General features: G+C 71.9%; 15 protein-coding genes. 8 read left to right on the top strand and 7 right to left on the bottom strand.

Annotated features, from left to right (window positions below):
* The first annotated feature begins 207 nt into the window (after positions 1-207).
* Both DI272_RS10730 and DI272_RS10725 read left to right on the top strand, forming a co-directional pair.
* Positions 208-834 (top strand): hypothetical protein, encoded by a 627-nt coding sequence (locus DI272_RS10730; protein ID WP_109495131.1) that lies wholly within the window; start codon positions 208-210, stop codon positions 832-834.
* A gap of 865 nt (positions 835-1,699) precedes the next feature.
* The gene (locus tag DI272_RS10725) at positions 1,700-2,152 is read left to right on the top strand and encodes an ATP-binding protein (protein WP_258314518.1); all 453 of its coding nucleotides are present in this window, start codon (positions 1,700-1,702) and stop codon (positions 2,150-2,152) included.
* Between the two features lie 63 nt (positions 2,153-2,215).
* Here DI272_RS10725 and DI272_RS10720 read toward each other — a convergent pair whose 3' ends face one another.
* Positions 2,216-3,253: a DUF2637 domain-containing protein gene (locus tag DI272_RS10720; protein ID WP_109495130.1), complete on the bottom strand. Its 1,038-nt coding sequence runs from the start codon at positions 3,251-3,253 to the stop codon at positions 2,216-2,218.
* A gap of 302 nt (positions 3,254-3,555) precedes the next feature.
* Complete coding sequence (locus tag DI272_RS10715; protein WP_109495129.1) at positions 3,556-4,401, bottom strand: (2Fe-2S)-binding protein; 846 nt, start codon at positions 4,399-4,401, stop codon at positions 3,556-3,558.
* A gap of 182 nt (positions 4,402-4,583) precedes the next feature.
* On the opposite strand from DI272_RS10715, the gene DI272_RS10710 reads away from it, so the two are divergent.
* Positions 4,584-5,480 carry a GntR family transcriptional regulator gene (locus tag DI272_RS10710; RefSeq protein ID WP_109495128.1) on the top strand — a complete coding sequence of 299 codons (897 nt, stop codon included), beginning with the start codon at positions 4,584-4,586 and terminating at the stop codon, positions 5,478-5,480.
* Between the two features lie 96 nt (positions 5,481-5,576).
* On the opposite strand, the gene DI272_RS10705 is transcribed toward DI272_RS10710, so the two are convergent.
* Positions 5,577-6,353, bottom strand: a complete 777-nt coding sequence (locus DI272_RS10705) for a hypothetical protein (RefSeq protein ID WP_109495127.1) — start codon at positions 6,351-6,353, stop codon at positions 5,577-5,579.
* A gap of 127 nt (positions 6,354-6,480) precedes the next feature.
* On the bottom strand, positions 6,481-8,154 hold the full coding sequence (locus DI272_RS10700; RefSeq protein WP_109495126.1) for a PucR family transcriptional regulator ligand-binding domain-containing protein: 1,674 nt from the start codon (positions 8,152-8,154) through the stop codon (positions 6,481-6,483).
* A 366-nt stretch (positions 8,155-8,520) separates the two neighbouring features.
* Between DI272_RS10700 and DI272_RS10695 the strand changes: the two genes are divergently transcribed.
* The 5 genes from DI272_RS10695 (at position 8,521) to DI272_RS10675 (ending at position 15,264) form a co-directional block, all read left to right on the top strand.
* A complete protein-coding gene (locus DI272_RS10695) occupies positions 8,521-9,411 on the top strand; it encodes a xanthine dehydrogenase family protein subunit M (protein ID WP_109495125.1) in 891 nt (296 codons plus the stop codon).
* Positions 9,411-9,995: a (2Fe-2S)-binding protein gene (locus DI272_RS10690; protein ID WP_109495124.1), complete on the top strand. Its 585-nt coding sequence runs from the start codon at positions 9,411-9,413 to the stop codon at positions 9,993-9,995. Before DI272_RS10695 ends, DI272_RS10690 begins: the two co-directional genes overlap by 1 nt.
* A gap of 2 nt (positions 9,996-9,997) precedes the next feature.
* Entirely contained in the window at positions 9,998-12,382 is a 2,385-nt protein-coding gene (locus tag DI272_RS10685) for a xanthine dehydrogenase family protein molybdopterin-binding subunit (protein WP_109495123.1), read from the top strand.
* A gap of 229 nt (positions 12,383-12,611) precedes the next feature.
* On the top strand, positions 12,612-14,069 hold the full coding sequence (locus DI272_RS10680) for an NCS2 family permease (protein ID WP_109495122.1): 1,458 nt from the start codon (positions 12,612-12,614) through the stop codon (positions 14,067-14,069).
* A 37-nt stretch (positions 14,070-14,106) separates the two neighbouring features.
* Entirely contained in the window at positions 14,107-15,264 is a 1,158-nt protein-coding gene (locus tag DI272_RS10675) for an XdhC family protein (protein WP_109495121.1), read from the top strand.
* A gap of 17 nt (positions 15,265-15,281) precedes the next feature.
* On the opposite strand, the gene DI272_RS10670 is transcribed toward DI272_RS10675, so the two are convergent.
* The 3 genes from DI272_RS10670 to DI272_RS10660 are packed head-to-tail and all read right to left on the bottom strand — an operon-like array spanning position 15,282 to position 18,501.
* Positions 15,282-16,262, bottom strand: coding sequence for a hypothetical protein (locus DI272_RS10670; RefSeq protein ID WP_109495120.1), 981 nt, complete (start codon positions 16,260-16,262; stop codon positions 15,282-15,284).
* Positions 16,259-17,221, bottom strand: coding sequence for a MoxR family ATPase (locus DI272_RS10665; protein ID WP_109495119.1), 963 nt, complete (start codon positions 17,219-17,221; stop codon positions 16,259-16,261). The genes DI272_RS10670 and DI272_RS10665 overlap by 4 nt, the downstream gene beginning before the upstream one ends.
* Complete coding sequence (locus DI272_RS10660) at positions 17,218-18,501, bottom strand: toll/interleukin-1 receptor domain-containing protein (protein ID WP_181387149.1); 1,284 nt, start codon at positions 18,499-18,501, stop codon at positions 17,218-17,220. Before DI272_RS10660 ends, DI272_RS10665 begins: the two co-directional genes overlap by 4 nt.
* Positions 18,502-18,519: the final 18 nt, after the last annotated feature.

The following is an 18,519-nucleotide window of genomic DNA, read 5'->3' as shown; positions in this document are numbered from 1 at the left end:
CGTCCCCCCGCCGCGTATCCCAGGCACTCACATACCTGCACGTCACATGGCCTGGGATGGTTCCACCGGCACGCAACGGCCTTCAGTTGTTGCGCCGGAAGCCTGTGACCGCTGATTCTCTTGGTGTCGCACCGAGCGGGCCGGACCGACCAACCACCCCGGGCGACAGGCTACGTTCTCGCACTCACTCGTACACGGGGGACACCCATGCCCATGCGCACCCGAGCAGGCGCGCTCCTCGCCGTCGCGGTCACCGGACTCGCCCTCGGCGCGACGCTCGCCGCACCCGCGGACGCCGCCCCGGAGCCGGCCGCCCGGACCGCGCCGAAGTTCCTGTCGGCCGCCGAACTGCCGCCGCACCCCTCGTCCGCCTGGACGGCCGGCAAGGTCACCGACGGCGTCCCGGACGGTCTGCTGTCCTGTCTACGGGACACGCTGCCCGGGTACGACTCCCGGTACCGCGAGTTCCGCACCGAGCTGGAGACCGGCGCCCACCAGCTCACCGTCGTCGTAGGTGACACCAGCAAGGCCAAGGCCCTGGCCACCCGCCTGAACAAGGACATCCGGACCTGCGCGACCCGGCTGGAGCAGGCCGACCCGGAGGTCGACGCCGAGCACCGGGACTACGGCAGGCTGCCGGTCGAGGAGGGGGCCCGTGTCCACGGCCTGCACATCGGGACGGCGTGGGGTGCCACCGACATCCGGCTGCTCTCCGTCGGCCGGGACGGCGGCACCGTCACGCTCGTGGAGTGGGGGCAGATGGGCGACTTCGACGATGCGCCGGTGAAGGCGTTCCGCAAGACGACGGCCATCGCCGTCGACAAGCTCTACTGAGGCCGGCCGAAGAAGCGGAGCCGCCCTCCCGCCACGGGGGTCGGGAGGGCGGCTCCCACCGCAAACGCGGTACCGGGCAGGCGATTTCAGGCCACTTTCGACAGTGTGTGCACACCCGGTCGACGCGCTGTGACGTGCCCGGCCGACCGCCGCGTCCGGCGGTCGGATACGGCTGTCCGGACAGACGCGCCTAGACAGTTCGTCCCATGCCCGTCGGTCAGGGTGTCTGCCGGGCGGACGGGCCCGCGGCCCCTGCCGGACCGTCGGGCCGCCCCCCTCGGCGAGGGCCGGACGCAGGCCTCCGGCTCCGCTCGCCGCCGGGAGGCGATGCCCACGGACCCGCCGGCGAGGCGGGCGCCCATGGTGTCGTGGAACGATCTCCCGGCTCGTGACCCGGGCCGGCCCGCTGCCTGCCGCAGCGCGCGGCGGTCGCCGCGGCCCGTGCCGCCGTCAACCGGAACGCCCCCGTCGACCAGCGCTTTCCGTGCCTCCCGCCGACCGCGACGGCCTTCGCCCCGGCCCGCCGTCCGCTTGGCACATGCCGATCGACGGCACCAGGGGCACGCCCGCTCCGCCCCGGACCGCCCGGACGGCCCGTCCCGGAGAGTGCCCGGGCCTCGTCGTCCCCGCGGTCCGGCCGCGCTCCACGGCGCCTCGACGAGCGCTCGGAGAGCGGTGGAGCGGGCTGTGCGCTCCCGGCCCGACACCCCCGAAACGTGGCCGAACACCTGGTCGTTGACGATTCGACATGACTGCGGCGGGTGCGATGGGGCATGGATTCCCGTGAACGTGTTCGAGCAGGAGGGGAACCGACATCGGCACGCGGGCGGGGGTCATGAAGAGGCAGGCACGAGGAGGCGGTCCCATGGCGATCGGGGCCTTCTCGGCGGAGACAGTGGAGGACAGGGCCGCGCACGCCGGGGAACCGGCACCGGCCGTATCGCTACGGCGCAGACTCGGACGGGCGGACCTGCGGGCGGTGCCCGAAGTACGCCGCGCACTGCGCGAGTTGCTGCGGCACTGGGGGAGGCCCGGACGATCGGAGATAGCCGAACTGCTCACCAGCGAGCTCGTCACCAACGCGCTCGTCCACACCGACCACGACGCGGTCCTGACGGCCACCGTCGGACCTCGTGGACTGCGGGTGGAGGTAAGGGACTTCGTGGCCCGCAGGCCCAGACTGCGCGTACCGAACGCCGACGACGGTACGCACGGCCGGGGCCTGTTCCTCGTACAGTCCCTGGCCGACGCGTGGGGCGTACGGGCGCACGGTGTGGGGAAGGCGGTCTGGTTCGAACTCGACGCCGGCGCCGCGTGATCGGCGCACGCGAGGGGGGTACGGCCGACCGGCCGTACCCCCCTCGCACGGTCCTCGTAGGACCTAACCGAACTGCTGCTCCAGGTCCTTGAGCTTGCGCTCCAGGGAGTCGAGCCGCGGCAGGGCCATGGTGTCGTCCTCCGCGGTGAGGTCGACGGTGATCGGGTCAGTACCTTGACGAACCGGCTGGAGGGACGGACGCGAGCGCACGGGCAGCTGTTCCGGCGTCGTCGATATGGCAGGCTCCGCGGTGGCTCGGTCGTCGCCCCGCTCCAGGGCCTCGACCTGCCGGCCGCCGCCGCGGCCGATGAACCCGCGGTGGCCCCGGCTGATGGCCTTGAGCTGGGCGCGCTCCAGGCGGTCCGCCTCGCGGCGGCGCAGCCGGTTGTCCTCCTTCTGCCGCTTGTCCTCGCGGACCTCCTCGACCGCCTCGTCCAGGCTGCGGACGTTCTCCAGCAGCATGAGCGACCAGGCCTTGTAGGTCTCCCGGGGCGCCCGCAGCCAGCGCACCACGCGGATCTGCGGCAGCGGGCGGGGCACCAGGCCCTGCTCGCGCAGCGCCGCCCGGCGGGTCTGCTTCAGTGCGCGGTCGAACAGGACGGCCGCCGACAGGGACATGCCCGCGAAGAAGTGCGGGGCGCCCGCGTGGTTCAGACCCCTGGGCGCGTGCACCCAGTTGAACCAGGCCGCGGCACCCGCGAACGTCCACACGAGTATCCGGGAGCCGAGCGCCGCGTCACCGTGGCTTGCCTCACGCACCGCGAGCACCGAGCAGAACATCGCCGCGCCGTCCAGGCCGAACGGAACCAGGTACTCCCAGCCGCCGGACAGGTTCAGGTTCTGCTGGCCGAAGCCGACCAGACCGTGGAAGGAGAGGGCGGCGGCGACCGCCGCACAGCAGAACAGCAGAACATAGGAGGCGGTGCCGTATATGGCCTCCTTGCGCCTGCGGCGCTCCTCACTGCGCTCCCACGAGTCGTCCTTAGCGTGCTCCCCGCTGGACCGCTTGCTCCGCGCCAGCACCGCCACCGCCGCCAGCATGCCCAGGAGCAGTACGGCGCCCGGAAGCAACCAGTTCAGCGATATGTCGGTCAGTCTCATCTGGGGTCCCTTGCATTGGGATAGGGCGTAACGCCCGCCATAGTGGCCCAATCCCACCGGCCCTCAGGGGGTTTCGGGGCAAGAGGCCGCCAAGGAGGTGCAAGGGATTGCCCAGGGCGGCGTTCTGCTCGAACTGCCGCGTGAGGGGCGGGAGTTGAGTTCGAATAAGACTACCCGTACGGGTGGTTCCTCGGAAAGTTCCTGCGGCAGGTGAGGAAATTGTGAATCGCCTGTGACCGAACGGGAGTCCTGTTCGCGGATGATCTTACGGGACCGACGGACGGGATCGTTCCGCGGGGGTCTCAACTGGCCGCTTGCGCCAGCAGCTTGGCGACCCGGTCGGCGTCGCAGGTGCGCGGGCAGGTAGCGCAGGTGTCCTGCGGTTCCAGCGTGTAGTACATGCAGCAGCTGACCCGGTCCCGGGTGGGCAGCGCCTCGCCGCCCGGCCCGGTCAGCTCGCGGAACGCCGCGGAGCCGACGTACGGCTTGGTGGTGCCCGGCAGCAGCAGCTCCAGCTCCCGCGCGGCCCGCCGCTGCTCGTGCTCGCCGAGCAGCCCCGCGACGTACCAGAGCCCCTCGACGATCTCGTCGGTCACCATGCCCCACAGGGCCCGCCCGCGCCGCCGCATCCGCGGCCCGAACCCGGCCAGCAGCGGTTCCATGTGCTCGGCGACGGCCTCCCGCACCTCGGCGCGCAGCGCCTCCTCGTCCGGGACCACCCGGGCACCGGGCAGTGCCGCGGCCGGATCGCCCGGCAGGCAGGCGAAGGCGCCGGTCCGTACGGCGAAGTCCATCGGGCCCCGGCTCCGGTCGTACGACACCTGCGCCACGGGGAAGCGCGGCACCCGGCGCTGGAGGAACCAGGGCAGCGTGATCAGGAGGCAGGCGGGCCAGGCGTACCGGTGCAGTCCGAAGCTCGCTATGACGTCCGGCCGGCCGGGGCGTCCGTGGTCGCGCCGGACCTGTGCGTCGTCCCACATCAGGAAGGCGTCGAGGCCGTCCCCGCCCGCCGCGAGGGCCTGGGCGCCGACCCAGCCGCCGCCCCGGGGCGGGGTCTCGCCGGGTCCCAGTTCCCGCACGGCCATCGCCGGAAGGACCTCGGTCAGACGGCTGTAGGCGTCCGTGAGGGCCGAGGCGGGAGCGGGCATACGGGGCCACCAATCCAGGACAGTTGTGCGACCGCGCTGCACGGACGTTCTAAAGGTAAGGCTAACCTTACCCAAGATCATCGCGCTTTGAACCATCGGCTTCTGCGCCTAAGGTGCTTGACGGGCGAGTAACAACCCGCCGTAATGACCCCAAGTACTGACACGTCCGGAGGAGGCTCCTTGTGAAACAAGGCACACAGGGCACCGCCGGGACGGGGACCACCGGGCCGGTGCGGGTGCCGCCGCAGGTGCGGGCGGCGGACGCGGACCGGGGACGGAACACGGCCCCGGGTACCGGAGCCGCCAGGGGTGAGCACGCGCCCGCCCCGCTGGGGCTGCCCGAGCCCCAGGTCGAGCGCACCCGCGCCGCCGACGCCGTGCCCAAGGCGCGGGGCGGACGCCCGCCCGCCGAGCAGCCGTTGCCCGCGCCTCCCGCCGGGCACCGCGCCCGGCCCGTCGTCCAGCGGGCCTCTGTGCGCGGTCAGATCCTCGACGCGCTGCGCACCGCGCTGGTCACCGGCGAGCTGACGCCCGGCGAGGTCTATTCGGCGCCCGTCCTCGGGGAGCGCTTCGGAGTCTCCGCGACGCCCGTCCGCGAGGCGATGCAGCAGCTGGCGCTGGAGGGCGCCGTCGAGGTCGTCCCCAACCGGGGCTTCCGGGTCGTGGAGCGGGGTGCGCGGGAGCTCGCGGAGCTCGCCGAGGTCCGGGCCCTGATCGAGGTGCCGGTGATGCTGCGGCTGGCGCGCACGGTGCCGGCCGAGCGATGGGCGGAGCTGCGGCCGGTCGCCGAGGCGACGGTGCGGGCGGCGTCCACCGGCTGCCGCGCGACGTACGCCGAGTCGGACCGCACCTTCCACCGCGCCGTCCTCACCCTCGCCGGCAATGAACAGCTGGTCCAGGTCGCCGACGACCTCCACCGCCGGGCCCAGTGGCCCCTGACCGGCGGCCCGGCCGCGCGCGGCCGGGCGGATCTGGTCGCGGACGCGGCCGAACACACCGCGCTGCTGGACGCGTTGATCACCGGGGACCTGGACGTGGTGCGGACACTGGTGGGAGAGCACTTCACCGGCACGAGCTGAGGCGCACGAGCGACCGGCCGCGTGGTCCTGGGGCCGGCGGTGAAAGTCCCGCCTGCCCCGCCCTTCGGGCGGACGACGCGACCTTCACGACAGGCCCTAAGCCGTGGCCGCCGGCGGCGACGGCGTCAACTGCCGTGACAGCCACGTCGGTACGCCCCCCAGCAGCCGGAACAGCCGCCGCGCCTCCTCCCGCAGCCGCGACGCCTCCGGCTCCGCCTCCGCGTCGGCCAGCGAGGCCAGCGCCGGAGCCGTTCCGACGAGATAGCCCAACTCCTCCCGGATGCGCAGCGACTCGCTGAACCCGTGCCGTGCCTCCGCCAACTCCCCTTCCCGCAGGGCCAGTCCGGCGAGGTGGCGCCAGGTGAAGGACAGCAGCAGGGGATCGGCGTGGGCCACCGCACCCGCGTGCGCCCGCCGGTACGCCGCCCGCGCGGCCTGCGGCGACCGTGTCAGGTTCTCCGCGAGCAGTCCGCGCCGGAAGTCCAGCAACGCCCGCCCCGGCGCCCCCGGATGGATCAGCGCCGCCGCCCTCCCGAGCGCGGCCCGCGCCTCGTCGGCGCGGTCCCGCACCTGGTGCAGCGTGGCCGCGTACGCAAGTTGCCCTCTTTCACAAGCGGCGGCCCCCCGCTCGTCGTCGGTGTGGGCCAGCGCCTCGGCCGTGCGCAGCGCGTCCTCGGCCTCCTCCCAGCCCTGCTCGGTGTAGAGACACCGCTCGACCAGCAGCGCGGCCCGCTGCAACGCCGCGTCCGCGCCGTCCGGTCGGAGCAGGGCCGCGGCGTCGGCCCAGCAGGCGCGTGAGCGCAGCCGCCATACCGCGGTCTGGAGTGGATCGTCAGGGGTCGTTCCGTTACCAGACATGGCGGTATACGCCACCTCGCCCTCCCCGGCACACCATTGAGCTGTTGAGTGGTGGCCGCATCTCAGCACGAATTCCGGGGCCCGGCCAAGAGGGTGGGTGAAGGATTTCACAAAGTCGTGGGATCTTCGGACGCCCGGCGTCTCAGCTCATCCGCAGCGCCAGGAAGAAATCCAGCTTGTCCTCCAGCCGGGAGAGGTCACGACTCGTCAACTGCTCGATTCGCCCCACCCGGTAGCGCAGCGTGTTGACGTGCAGGTGGAGCCGGGTCGCGCAGCGGGTCCACGAGCCGTCGCAGTCGAGGAACGCCTCCAGCGTCGGGATCAGCTCCGCGCGGTGCCGGCGGTCGTAGTCGCGCAGCGGGTCCAGCAGGCGGGCCGTGAACGCCCGGCGCACGTCGTCCGGGACGAACGGCAGCAGCAGGACGTGCGAGGCCAGCTCCTGGTGGCCCGCCGCGCACACCCGGCCCGGCCGCGCCGCGGCCACCCGGCGGGCGTGCCGCGCCTCCTCCAGCGCGCCGCGCAGCCCCTCCGCCGAGTGCACGGCCGCGCTGACGCCCAGCGTGACCCGCCCGTCGTCGTCGAGACCGGCGGCGAGGGGGTCCCGTACGGACTCCAGCAGGACGTCGGCGAGGACGCCGGCCTCGGAACCGTCGTGCTCGGTCGACACCGCGGGCAGCGGTACGAGTGCGATCGCCTCGTCGCCGGTGTGGGCCACGGCGATCCGGTCGGACGGCTCGGGGCCGGTGGACAGCGGGTCGACGAGGATCTCCTCCAGCAGCGACTGGGCGACCGGGCCGCCCTCGACGTCCCCGCCGTCCCACTCGACGCGGGCCACGACGACCTGCCAGTGCGGCGCCGCCCCGAGGCCGGGCAGCAGCACGGGCGCGGCGACCCTGAGGCGCGCGGCGATCTCGGCGGGTGCGGCGCCCGTCTGCACCAGCTCCAGGACCTCCTGGGCCAGCCGCCGCCGCACCGTGCGGGCCGCGTCTCTGCGGTCCCGCTCGACCGCGATCAGCTGGGTGACGCCCTGGAGCAGGTCCAGGCGCTCCTCCGGCCAGTCCCCGGCGTCCGCCTCCACCGCCAGCAGCCAGTCCGACAGCACCGTCTCCCGCACGTCCCGCGAGGCCTGCGGGGAGCGCCCGCTGCTGCGCACCGGGAACAGGGAGTACGTCGCCGAGCCGAGCGTCAGCCGGTGCGGCCCGCGCCGGCCCGTGCGGGCCGCCGCCAGGTGCTCCGCCGCGAGCTTCGCGCACACGTCGGCGGGCAGCGCCGGTCCCGAGGTCTTCGAGCCCGCGATCAGCCGTCCGGTCGGCGACAGCACCCAGGCGCGCAGGTCCAGGTCGGAGCCGAGCAGATCCAGGACCACGTCCGGTCCGCCGCCCGCCGGGCCCGAGGTCATCATGCGGCGGTGCCGGTCCACCACGGCCGCCAGGTCCCCGGCCCGTTCGCCGCTGACCTGACGCACGACATGCTCGGTGATCGTCGCGAACGCCACCGACTCGTGCACCGCGAACAGCGGCAGCCGGTTGCGCGCGCAGGCCAGCACCAGGTCGTCCGGGACATCGCCGAGCTCCGCCTCACCCGCCGCCAGCGCCGCCACCCCGGCCTGCACCAGAATGCGCACGAAAGCGTCGGAGTCCGCGGCGTCCCGGCGCCACGCCAGCCCGGTGAGCACCAGTTCCCCGCCCGACAGATAGCGGCTCGGGTCCCGCAGGTCCGTGGTCATCACACCGCGCACGGTGCGGTCCAGCTCGTCCTCGCCGCCGAGCAGCCGCAGGCCCAGCGCGTCGGTGTCCAGCAGTGCGCGCAGCCGCATTCTCGTCGCCGCCGATCTTTGTCTCGAAATCTACGATGAACTGTGAGGCCCCTGTGCGGGAGGCGCCCGTCCGGTGGGCCTGGTGCGCTCCGCTCACCGCCTGCCGGCTGTGTCCCAGGTCACGCCCGGTGTGTCGCGCGTTTCCACAGGAAAACATGGAGGTTACTGAGAACCTCCGTTCATACGAATCTACAAGATGCCCGCGCCGACCAGCCAACTCCTTCAGAGTTTCCGTGACTGACCCCGTCGGAGCACGTCGCTGTGTACTGGCCCCACTCCGCGTGAACAACACATGAACGAGCCGGGCCCGCCGCACCGTATCTGGCTCAATCCGTACCACCCACGAGACGAAGAAGAGAGCCGGTCATGGACTTCCTTCGCCCCGCCAGCTGGGAGGAGGCGCTCGCCGCCAAGGCTGAGCACCCCACCGCTGTGCCCATTGCGGGCGGCACCGATGTGATGGTCGAGATCAACTTCGACCACCGGCGGCCCGAGTACCTGCTCGACCTCAACCGCATCATCGACCTCACGGAGTGGGAGGCCGGCCAGGACTCGGTGCGGCTCGGCGCCTCCGTCCCGTACACCCGGATCATGGAGAACCTCCGTGCCGAGCTGCCGGGCCTCGCTCTGGCCTCGCACACGGTCGCCTCCCCGCAGATCCGCAACCGCGGCGGCGTCGGCGGCAACCTCGGCACCGCCTCCCCGGCCGGCGACGCCCACCCCGCGCTGCTCGCGGCCGGCGCCGAGGTCGAGGCCGAGTCGGTGCGCGGCTCGCGCCTGATCCCCATCGACGAGTTCTACACCGGCGTGAAGCGCAACGCGCTCGCGCCCGACGAGCTGATCCGCGCCGTCCACATCAAGAAGGCCGACGGCCCGCAGCAGTACTCCAAGGTCGGTACGCGCAACGCGATGGTCATCGCGGTCTGCGCCTTCGGCCTGGCCCTGCACCCGGAGACCCGCACGGTCCGCACCGGCATCGGCTCGGCCGCCCCCACCCCGGTGCGGGCGAAGGCCGCGGAGGAGTTCCTGAACGCGGCGCTCGAAGAGGGCGGCTTCTGGGACAACGGGAAGATCATCACCCCGTCGGTCGCCAAGCAGTTCGCGGACCTGTGCTCCGCCGCCTGCAACCCGATCGACGACGTCCGGGGCACGGCGAGCTACCGCCGCCACGCGGTCGGCATCATGGCCCGCCGCACGCTGACCTGGACCTGGGAGTCGTACCGCGGCACCGCCGCCCGCACGGAGGGAGTCGCGTAATGCGCGTCAATTTCACGGTCAACGGCCGCCCGCAGGAGGCCGACGACGTCTGGGAGGGCGAGAGCCTTCTGTACGTGCTGCGTGAGCGCCTGGGCCTGCCCGGCTCCAAGAACGCCTGCGAGCAGGGCGAGTGCGGCTCCTGCACGGTCCGCCTGGACGGCGTGCCGGTGTGCTCGTGTCTGGTCGCGGCGGGCCAGGTGGAAGGCCGGGACGTCGTGACCGTCGAGGGCCTCGCGGACTTCGCCAAGCAGCGTGCGGAGCACGGCGGTTGCGCCTCCGGAGCCTGCGGTACCTCGCTCCAGGACGCTCAGCAGTGGGCGGCCAAGGGCCAGGACTCGCAGACCGGCGAGGGCACCGAACTCTCCCCGATCCAGCAGGCGTTCATCGACGCCGGCGCCGTTCAGTGCGGCTTCTGCACCCCCGGTCTGCTGGTCGCCGCCGACGAGATGCTGGAGCGCAACCCCAACCCGACCGACGCGGACATCCGCGAGGCGCTGTCGGGCAACCTGTGCCGCTGCACCGGCTACGAGAAGATCATGGACGCGGTCCGCCTCGCGGCCGCCCGGCAGTCCGAGGGGGTCTGAGCATGCCCACCACCGGCGCTCCCACCAAAATCACCCAGGGTTCCCAGACCAAGGGCGGCATCGGCGAGTCCACGCTCCGCCCCGACGGCACCCTGAAGGTCACCGGCGAGTTCGCGTACTCGTCCGACATGTGGCACGAGGACATGCTCTGGGGCCAGATCCTGCGCTCCACGGTCGCACACGCCGAGATCGTGTCCATCGACACCAGCGAAGCCCTCGCCATGCCGGGCGTCTATGCCGTCATGACGTACGACGACCTGCCCACGGACGTGAAGAACTACGGCCTGGAGATCCAGGACACCCCGGTCCTGGCCCACGGCAAGGTCCGCCACCACGGTGAACCGGTCGCCATCGTCGCCGCCGACCACCCGGAGACCGCCCGCCGCGCCGCCGCCAAGATCAAGGTCGACTACCGCGAACTGCCCGTCATCACCGACGAGGCGAGCGCGACCGCCCCCGATGCGATCCTCGTCCACGAGAACCGCGACGACCACCACATCGGCCACGTCCCGCACCCCAACATCGTGCACCGCCAGCCGATCACCCGCGGCAACGCCGAAGAGGCCGCCAAGAAGGCCGACTTCGTCGTCAAGGGCGAGTACACCTTCGGCATGCAGGACCAGGCCTTCCTCGGCCCCGAGTCGGGCCTCGCGGTGCCGGACGAGGACGGCGGCGTCCACCTCTACATCGCCACCCAGTGGCTGCACAGCGACCTCAAGCAGATCGCCCCGGTCCTCGGCCTGCCCGAGAGCAAGGTCCGTATGACGCTGTCCGGCGTCGGCGGTGCCTTCGGCGGTCGCGAGGACATCTCGATGCAGATCCACGCCTGCCTGCTGGCGCTGCGCACCGGCAAGCCGGTCAAGATCGTCTACAACCGCTTCGAGTCCTTCTTCGGCCACGTCCACCGCCACCCGGCGAAGCTCTACTACGAGCACGGGGCCACTGCCGAGGGCAAGTTGACGCACGTCAAGTGCCGGATCGTCCTGGACGGCGGCGCGTACGCCTCCGCGTCCCCCGCGGTCGTCGGCAACGCCTCCTCCCTCTCGATCGGCCCGTACGTGGTCGACGACGTCGACATCGAGGCCATCGCCCTCTACACCAACAACCCGCCCTGCGGCGCGATGCGCGGCTTCGGCGCGGTCCAGGCGTGCTTCGCCTACGAGGCCCAGATGGACAAGCTCGCCGACGAGGTGGGCATGGACCGGGTCGCCTTCCGCCAGCTCAACGCGATGGAGCAGGGCACGATCATGCCGACCGGCCAGCCGGTCGACTCGCCGGCCCCGGTCGCCGAACTCCTGCGCCGCGTCAAGGCGATGCCCATGCCGCCGGAGCGCCAGTGGGAGTCCAGCGAGGGCGCGGACGTACGCCAGCTGCCCGGCGGTCTGTCCAACACCACGCACGGCGAAGGCGTCGTCCGCGGCGTCGGCTACGCGGTCGGCATCAAGAACGTCGGCTTCTCCGAGGGGTTCGACGACTACTCCACCGCCAAGGTCCGCATGGAGGTCGTCGGCGGCCAGCCGGTGGCCACCGTGCACACCGCCATGGCGGAGGTCGGCCAGGGCGGCGTCACCGTCCACGCGCAGATCGCCCGCACCGAGCTGGGCGTCACGCAGGTGACCATCCACCCGGCGGACACGCAGGTGGGCTCGGCGGGTTCGACCTCGGCCTCCCGGCAGACGTACGTCACCGGCGGCGCGGTCAAGAACTCCTGCGAGCTGGTCCGGGAGAAGGTCCTGGAGATCGGCCGCCGCAAGTTCGGCTCGTACCACCCGGCTTGGGCCACCGCCGAGTTGCTGCTGGAGGGCGGCAAGGTCGTCACCGACGGCGGCGAGGTCCTCGCGGACCTGGCCGACGTGCTGGAGGGCGAGACCGTCGAGGTGGAGGCCGAGTGGCGGCACCGCCCGACCGAGGCCTTCGACCTCCGCACCGGCCAGGGCTTCGGCCATGTCCAGTACTCCTTCGCCGCGCACCGAGCGGTCGTCGAGGTGGACACCGAACTCGGCCTGGTGAAGGTCATCGAGCTGGCCTGCGCCCAGGACGTCGGCAAGGCGCTCAACCCGCTGTCGGTCGTCGGCCAGATCCAGGGCGGCACCACCCAGGGTCTCGGCGTCGCGGTGATGGAAGAGATCATCGTCGACCCCAAGACGGCCAAGGTCAGGAACCCCTCCTTCACGGACTACCTGATCCCCACCATCCTCGACACGCCGACCATCCCCGTCGACGTGCTCGAACTCGCCGACGACCACGCCCCGTACGGGCTCCGTGGCATCGGTGAGGCGCCCACCCTGTCCTCGACTCCGGCCGTGCTCGCGGCGATCCGCAACGCCACGGGTCTGGAGCTGAACAGGACGCCGGTCCGGCCGGAACACCTCACCGGAACCGCGTGACAGACCCTCCGGGCGGCGCACGGAACGTCACACTTCGCCGCGCCGCCCGGAGTATCGAGTACCGCACCGCTCGCGGCACTTGAAGCAGTTGTGCAGCACCTTCAGTACCCGATCCGTTCGTTCGTCTCGGGCCGTCCCCCGGGTCGTGCGGCCGAAGCACCTTCCCAAATCCCGTTGCCGCCAAGGCGGTTGACACGGGTGCCCCTGTGAACCTTGGGAGTAGGCCCACATGACCCAGCAGTCACTGGAGCCGAGGACCACCGCCGACGACGCGGGAGACGGAACCCGCGTCCCCGCCGGCAGGTCCTGGCTCGACCGGTACTTTCACATATCCAAGCGAGGATCGACGGTCGCGCGAGAGGTGCGCGGCGGCGTCACCACCTTCATGGCGATGGCGTACATCCTTCTGCTCAACCCCCTGATCCTGTCCGGCAAGGACGCGGCGGGGGACACGCTCGGCCAGAAGGCCCTCATCACCGCGACCGCGTTCGCGGCGGCCTTCACCACGCTGCTGATGGGTTTCGTGGGCAAGGTCCCCCTCGCCCTCGCCGCCGGCCTCTCCGTCTCCGGCGTGCTGTCCTCGCAGGTCGCCCCGCAGATGACCTGGCCGCAGGCCATGGGCATGTGTGTGATGTACGGCGTGGTCATCATGCTGCTGGTCGTCACCGGCCTGCGTGAGATGATCATGAACGCGATCCCGCTGGCCCTGAAGCACGCGATCACCATGGGCATCGGCCTCTTCGTCGCCCTGATCGGGTTCTACAAGGCCGGTTTCGTCCACCAGGGCAAGGCGACCCCGGTGACCCTGGGCCCGGCGGGCGAACTGGCCGGCTGGCCGGTCCTGCTCTTCGCCGCGACCCTCCTGGCCATCTTCATGCTCCAGGCCCGCGGCGTCCCCGGCGCGATCCTGATCGGCATCGTCGGCGGCACCGTACTGGCCGTCGTCCTGAACGCCCTCGACGTCATCGACCCGAAGCAGTGGGCGAGCGGCGCCCCCGAACTCCACGGCAGCGCCGTCTCGATGCCGGACTTCTCGATCTTCGGCGACGTGGAGTTCGGCGGCTGGGGCGAGGTGGGCGCGATGACGGTGGGAATGATCGTCTTCACGCTCGTCCTGGCAGGCTTCTTCGACGCGATGGCGACGATCATCGGCGTCGGCACGGAGGCCGAGCTGGCCGACGAGCAGGGCCGGATGCCGGGCCTGTCGAAGGCCCTCTTCATCGACGGCGCGGGCGGCGCGATCGGCGGCGTGGCGGGAGCCTCGGGCCAGACGGTGTTCGTGGAGTCGGCGACGGGCGTGGGCGAGGGAGCCCGCACGGGCCTGTCCTCCGTCGTCACCGGCCTGTTCTTCGCGGCGTGCCTGTTCTTCACCCCGCTGACGGCGATCGTCCCGGGCGAGGTGGCAGCGGCTGCCCTGATCGTGATCGGCGCGATGATGATGATGAACGCGAGGCACGTGGACTGGGCGGACCGCGCGACGGCGATCCCGGTGTTCCTCACGGTCGTGATCATGCCGTTCACGTACTCGATCACGGCGGGAGTCGCGGCCGGCGTCATCTCGTACGTGGCGATCAAGACCGCCCAGGGCAAGGCGCGGGAGATCGGGGCGTTCATGTGGGCCCTGACAGTGATCTTCTTCGTCTATTTCGCCCTCAATCCCATCGAGAGCTGGATGGGCGTGCACTAGCAGCCCCTCCCCACGACTTCCGTCAGGAGACCGAGAGATGCTGGACATCGCCGAAGAACTGCACCGGTGGGTCGAGCAGGGACGCGACTTCGCCGTGGCCACCGTGGTGGCCGTCGGCGGCAGCGCCCCTCGCCGGCCCGGCGCCGCCCTTGCGGTCGACGCCGACGGCACGGCGATCGGCTCGGTCTCCGGCGGTTGTGTGGAGGGCGCGGTGTACGAGCTGTGCCAACAGGCGCTGCAGGACGGCGAGACGGTCCTGGAACGCTTCGGCTACAGCGACGACGACGCCTTCGCGGTCGGCCTGACCTGCGGCGGCATCATCGACATCCTGGTGACGCCGGTACGCGTGGGCGACCCCGTACGGGAGGTGGCCGTCGCGGCCCTCGCCATCGCGGCAACCGGCGGGGCGGCGGCGCTGGCCCGCGTGGTGTCGGGCCCGACGGACCTGATGGGCCGCGCGTTGCTGGTCCGCCCCGACGGCTCCTGCGACGGCGGCTACGGCGCCCACCCCGAGCTGGACCGCACGGTCGCGGCGGAGGCGGGCGCGTTCCTGGACGCCGGCCGCACGGGCACCCTGGAGATCGGAGAGCAGGGCTCACGTTGCGGAGCACCGCTCACGGTCCTGGTGGAATCATCGGTCCCGGCTCCCCGGATGATCGTCTTCGGCGCGATCGACTTCGCGTCGGCGCTGGTACGGGTCGGCAAGTTCCTCGGCCACCACGTCACGGTGTGCGACGCGCGGCCGGTGTTCGCGACGAGGGCCCGCTTCCCGGAGGCGGACGAGATCGTCGTGGAGTGGCCGCACAAGTACCTGGAGCGGACGTCGGTGGACGCCCGCACGGTCCTGTGCGTCCTGACCCACGACGCGAAGTTCGACATACCGCTGCTGCGGCTGGCGCTGCGGCTCCCGGTGGCGTACGTGGGCGCGATGGGGTCGCGCCGCACCCACCTGGACCGGAACGAGCGTCTGCGCGAAGTCGGCGTGACCGAGCTGGAGTTGGCGCGGCTGCGGTCACCGATCGGCCTGGACCTCGGGGCGCGTACGCCGGAGGAGACGGCGCTGTCGATCGGGGCGGAGATCGTGGCGAACCGGCGGGGCGGGAGCGGGGTGTCACTCACCGGGGCGCACACGCCCATCCACCATGACGTGGCGTCGCGCTCCGTGCCGTCCGGGCGGATCGGCTCGGTGGCCTGAGGGCCCGCCCCCGGGCCTCAGCCCTGGTGCATACGGACCCAGCCGACCGTGGTCCTGCGGTCCCAGGGGACCATGCGGACGCGGTCGCGGGCCCAGGCGGGCCAGCGGTGGCGGGGGTAGGGGAGGAAGACGACCGGTGTGCAACCGGAGTGTGCGAGCCGGTCGAAGAAGCGTTCCCAGTCGGTTCGTCCCGACTGCCGGGCGCGCGGCGGCCCGCCGAGACCCAGGTCGGTGAGGAGGAGCACCCGGGTACCGGGAGCGGGCGGCGCGTAGGGGTGCCACGGCCATTGCTCCGCCGTGCCCGTCCCGTGGAGGGGGGCGTCCTCGAAGTAGAGCACCTCGGTCGTTTCCTGACCGACCGTCCTGCGGATGCGCGCGACCAGTTCGTCCTGATCCCGGTGGAAGGGCTGCATGCCCGTGCCCCGGTCCACCAGTACCTGGACGCCGAACCGCAGGGTCGGTGAGGGGCGGCGCGGCAGCGTGCCCAGCGGCAGCCCCTGCGCCAGTCGGCCGACCGCGCCGGGGATGTCCACCTCGCCGTCGGGTTCCCGGCGCGAGACCGCGGCCTGGACGATGGCGGACGCCGACCTGGGGGCGAGCAGGGGCTCGCGCAGCGGGGGACGGGTCGTGCGTGACGCCGGGGCCAGAGCGGGGGCCGTCCAGGCGACGGGCGGCCGGCTCGCCCGGACGACGGGCGTGAGCAGGGTCGGTCCCTCGCCGGGGAGCGGAGCAGGGGCGGCCATGGGCATGGGCACGGGCCGCGGCGGGGGCGGCTCCAGGTCGTCGTCCCTCTCGCGGAACTCCGTCGCGGGAGGGACGATGTGGGCGAGAAGGCCATCGTCCGATGCCGCCGGAGGGCGTACGGCGGCGGTGCCCGCGCTCGACTCGACCCCGAGCAACTCCATGACCGTCCGCACGGTTTCCGGGTCGCTCCTGCCCAGGGCGGCGACGGCGCGGGCCACATCGCCGAGCCAGACGCCGGACGACTTCACGATCACGCCTCCGGCTGCTGCGGCTTGAGCAGGGTGAGCTTCTTCAACTCGGCCCAGTCGGGATGCCCGGTGTCGATCGCCAGCTCCTTGCAGGCGCGCAGCGCGTCGAGGAACTCCGCGGTGCTCGGCGGCCGCAGCCCCTTCTCCCTGGCGTGCGTCCGGGTTTCGAGGAGGGCGTCGGCCAGTTCCTCGGCCAGCGCCCGGTCGGCGGAGGTGAAGGTGCCGACGGCGGTCGTGAAGTGCTTCGCCGCGATCTCGACCAGACGGTCCCGGCCCGGATCGTCCAGCTTCAGCACGACACAGCGGCGCAGGAACGCCTGCGGCAGCTCCCGTTCCTCGTTGGTCGTGATGATCACCAGATGCCGGCCGGGCTCCGCACCGCCGGCCGACACCTGCCGGGTGACCTCCTCGCCCGTCTCCTGCACCGTGAACCGGTTCGAACCCAGCGGTACCAGCAGGCTGTTGGGCATGTCGGGGTCGGCCTTGTCGATCTCGTCGATGAGCACCACGGCACTGTGCTGTCTGCGGGTCTCGTTCACCTCGGCCCAGGGGTCGACCCTCGGCTGCCCGCTCCTGCCCGCCGCCGATACCGGGTCGAACGCCCACCACAAGGGCCCAGGAGTCACGTACAGGTCGTCGTCGAGTTCGGAACCGGGCCGGCGCACCTGCGCGTCACCGAGGCGGCGCACATGGTCGTACGTCCACAGCAGGTCCCTGCCCTGGGTGCGCGAGGTCACCACCTGCTCGTAGTACCGCCACTCCTTGGTGAGGGCGATGTGAGCGGCGAGCGACGACTTGCCCGAACCCGGCTCGCCGCGCAGCAGCAGGGGACGGCCGGTGGCGAGAGCGACGTCGACGGCCAGTTCGATCCGCGGATGCATGAGGTAGCCGCGACCGTCGCGGCGGTCCGGGGCGTCCCAGTGCGACAGCGCCGGGGCCGGCTCGGGAAGACCTTCACCGGTCATGCGCTTACCTCCTGGCCGTTGCGTTGGCGGGGCAGGTCCCTGAGTTCATGGGTGAACTGGTAGCCGAGGTCCTCGTCCTCCTCGGTGAGGGCCGGCAGGATCACGAGGTCCGCCAGCGGGGGCGACAGCCGCAGGTGCGCCGGGTCGGACTCGTCGGCGACGAGCACGATGAGCAGCCACGGGAACAGCTCGTGCACCCGGGTCACGATCCGGTGGACCAGCCGGGGCCTGATGCGGTAGATGTCGAGGATCAGGCAGTGCAGATAGTCCTTGCGCGGACGGAAGTCCCGGGCCTGCTTCCGGGGCGGGAGGTACAGCAGCCTGCGCACCGCCTCCACGCATTGCTCCACGGCGTCGTCGAGCAGGTCCTCTCCCGCCGGGAGCCCGCCCGCCATCTCGTACCGGTAGAACCTGATCCGTCGGCACATGGCACGGTCCACGTACTGTCCGGCGGTCTTGGTCTCCCGGGCGTGCAGGGCCACGAGGCGCTTCGCGACGAGCCCCTCCGGCGGGAGCACCCGGCGGGCCGCCACCGCATCGACCCAGACCGGGGTGAGCAGGGCGATGAGGTCCGCCAGCGAGCTGCCGCCCATGCTCCGCGCGACCTCGTGGACGGCGTCCCTGACCTCCTCGGGCGTCGCCGCCGCGAGCATGTGATGAGCGAGGAACTCACCGCCACCGGCGAACGCCGCGGTCTGCGGCAGGTCCTCCTCCCGGATGCCGAGCGCACGGCCCGTGTCCATCAACGCCTTGGTGTCGTGGACCGTGTTCAGCAGCCGTGCCACGTCCTCGATCCAGCACCGCATGTGATCGGTCTCGTGCCGTACGTCGGGCAACTCGGCGAACTGGCGGAGGACCTCCTCGACGAGGCGGTCGGCGTACGAGCCGTCGGCCGGGTCGTAGGGGACCCGCTCGTACTGCACGGGCAGAAGCTCTTCGAAGCCGCTCTTCTCCACCTGTTCCGCGGTCACCTCACCGATCAGCACCGGCAGGACGCGCAACGAGGGGCACAGGGACCGCCGCCACATCAGGACGTTGACCTCGCGGCGCACCCAAGTCGACTCCAGAGCGGCTGCGTTGAGGAACACGACGGCGACATCGCACTCGGCGATCCACTGCATCAACTGCGGGTACCACTCACGACCGGGCCGCAGTCTGGCCTTGTCCAGCTTCACGTCGTAGTTCCGGGTCGCGGTCCTGAGGCCCTCGAAGACGCGCAGGGTGATCTCCTCGGCCAGTGGATCGCCCCCGAAGCTGTGGCTGACGAACACGTTGGTCATGGGCGTCCGGCACCCGTG

It is taken from the genome of Streptomyces sp. Act143 (assembly GCF_003143935.1).
Classification (GTDB): Bacteria; Actinomycetota; Actinomycetes; order Streptomycetales; family Streptomycetaceae; genus Streptomyces.
Note: the sequence above shows the minus strand (reverse complement) of the source record. Positions and strands in the feature narration are given on the sequence as shown.

What these genes read in the sequence shown, in the direction of transcription:
- DI272_RS10685 (WP_109495123.1), top strand. Translation starts at nt 9,998, where the DNA reads ATGCCCACCACCGGCGCTCCCACCAAAATCACCCAGGGTTCCCAGACC.
- DI272_RS10690 (WP_109495124.1), top strand. Translation starts at nt 9,411, where the DNA reads ATGCGCGTCAATTTCACGGTCAACGGCCGCCCGCAGGAGGCCGACGAC.
- DI272_RS10675 (WP_109495121.1), top strand. Translation starts at nt 14,107, where the DNA reads ATGCTGGACATCGCCGAAGAACTGCACCGGTGGGTCGAGCAGGGACGC.
- DI272_RS10660 (WP_181387149.1), bottom strand. Translation starts at nt 18,501, where the DNA reads ATGACCAACGTGTTCGTCAGCCACAGCTTCGGGGGCGATCCACTGGCC.
- DI272_RS10665 (WP_109495119.1), bottom strand. Translation starts at nt 17,221, where the DNA reads ATGACCGGTGAAGGTCTTCCCGAGCCGGCCCCGGCGCTGTCGCACTGG.
- DI272_RS10730 (WP_109495131.1), top strand. Translation starts at nt 208, where the DNA reads ATGCCCATGCGCACCCGAGCAGGCGCGCTCCTCGCCGTCGCGGTCACC.
- DI272_RS10700 (WP_109495126.1), bottom strand. Translation starts at nt 8,154, where the DNA reads ATGCGGCTGCGCGCACTGCTGGACACCGACGCGCTGGGCCTGCGGCTG.
- DI272_RS10725 (WP_258314518.1), top strand. Translation starts at nt 1,700, where the DNA reads ATGGCGATCGGGGCCTTCTCGGCGGAGACAGTGGAGGACAGGGCCGCG.
- DI272_RS10715 (WP_109495129.1), bottom strand. Translation starts at nt 4,401, where the DNA reads ATGCCCGCTCCCGCCTCGGCCCTCACGGACGCCTACAGCCGTCTGACC.
- DI272_RS10695 (WP_109495125.1), top strand. Translation starts at nt 8,521, where the DNA reads ATGGACTTCCTTCGCCCCGCCAGCTGGGAGGAGGCGCTCGCCGCCAAG.
- DI272_RS10680 (WP_109495122.1), top strand. Translation starts at nt 12,612, where the DNA reads ATGACCCAGCAGTCACTGGAGCCGAGGACCACCGCCGACGACGCGGGA.
- DI272_RS10720 (WP_109495130.1), bottom strand. Translation starts at nt 3,253, where the DNA reads ATGAGACTGACCGACATATCGCTGAACTGGTTGCTTCCGGGCGCCGTA.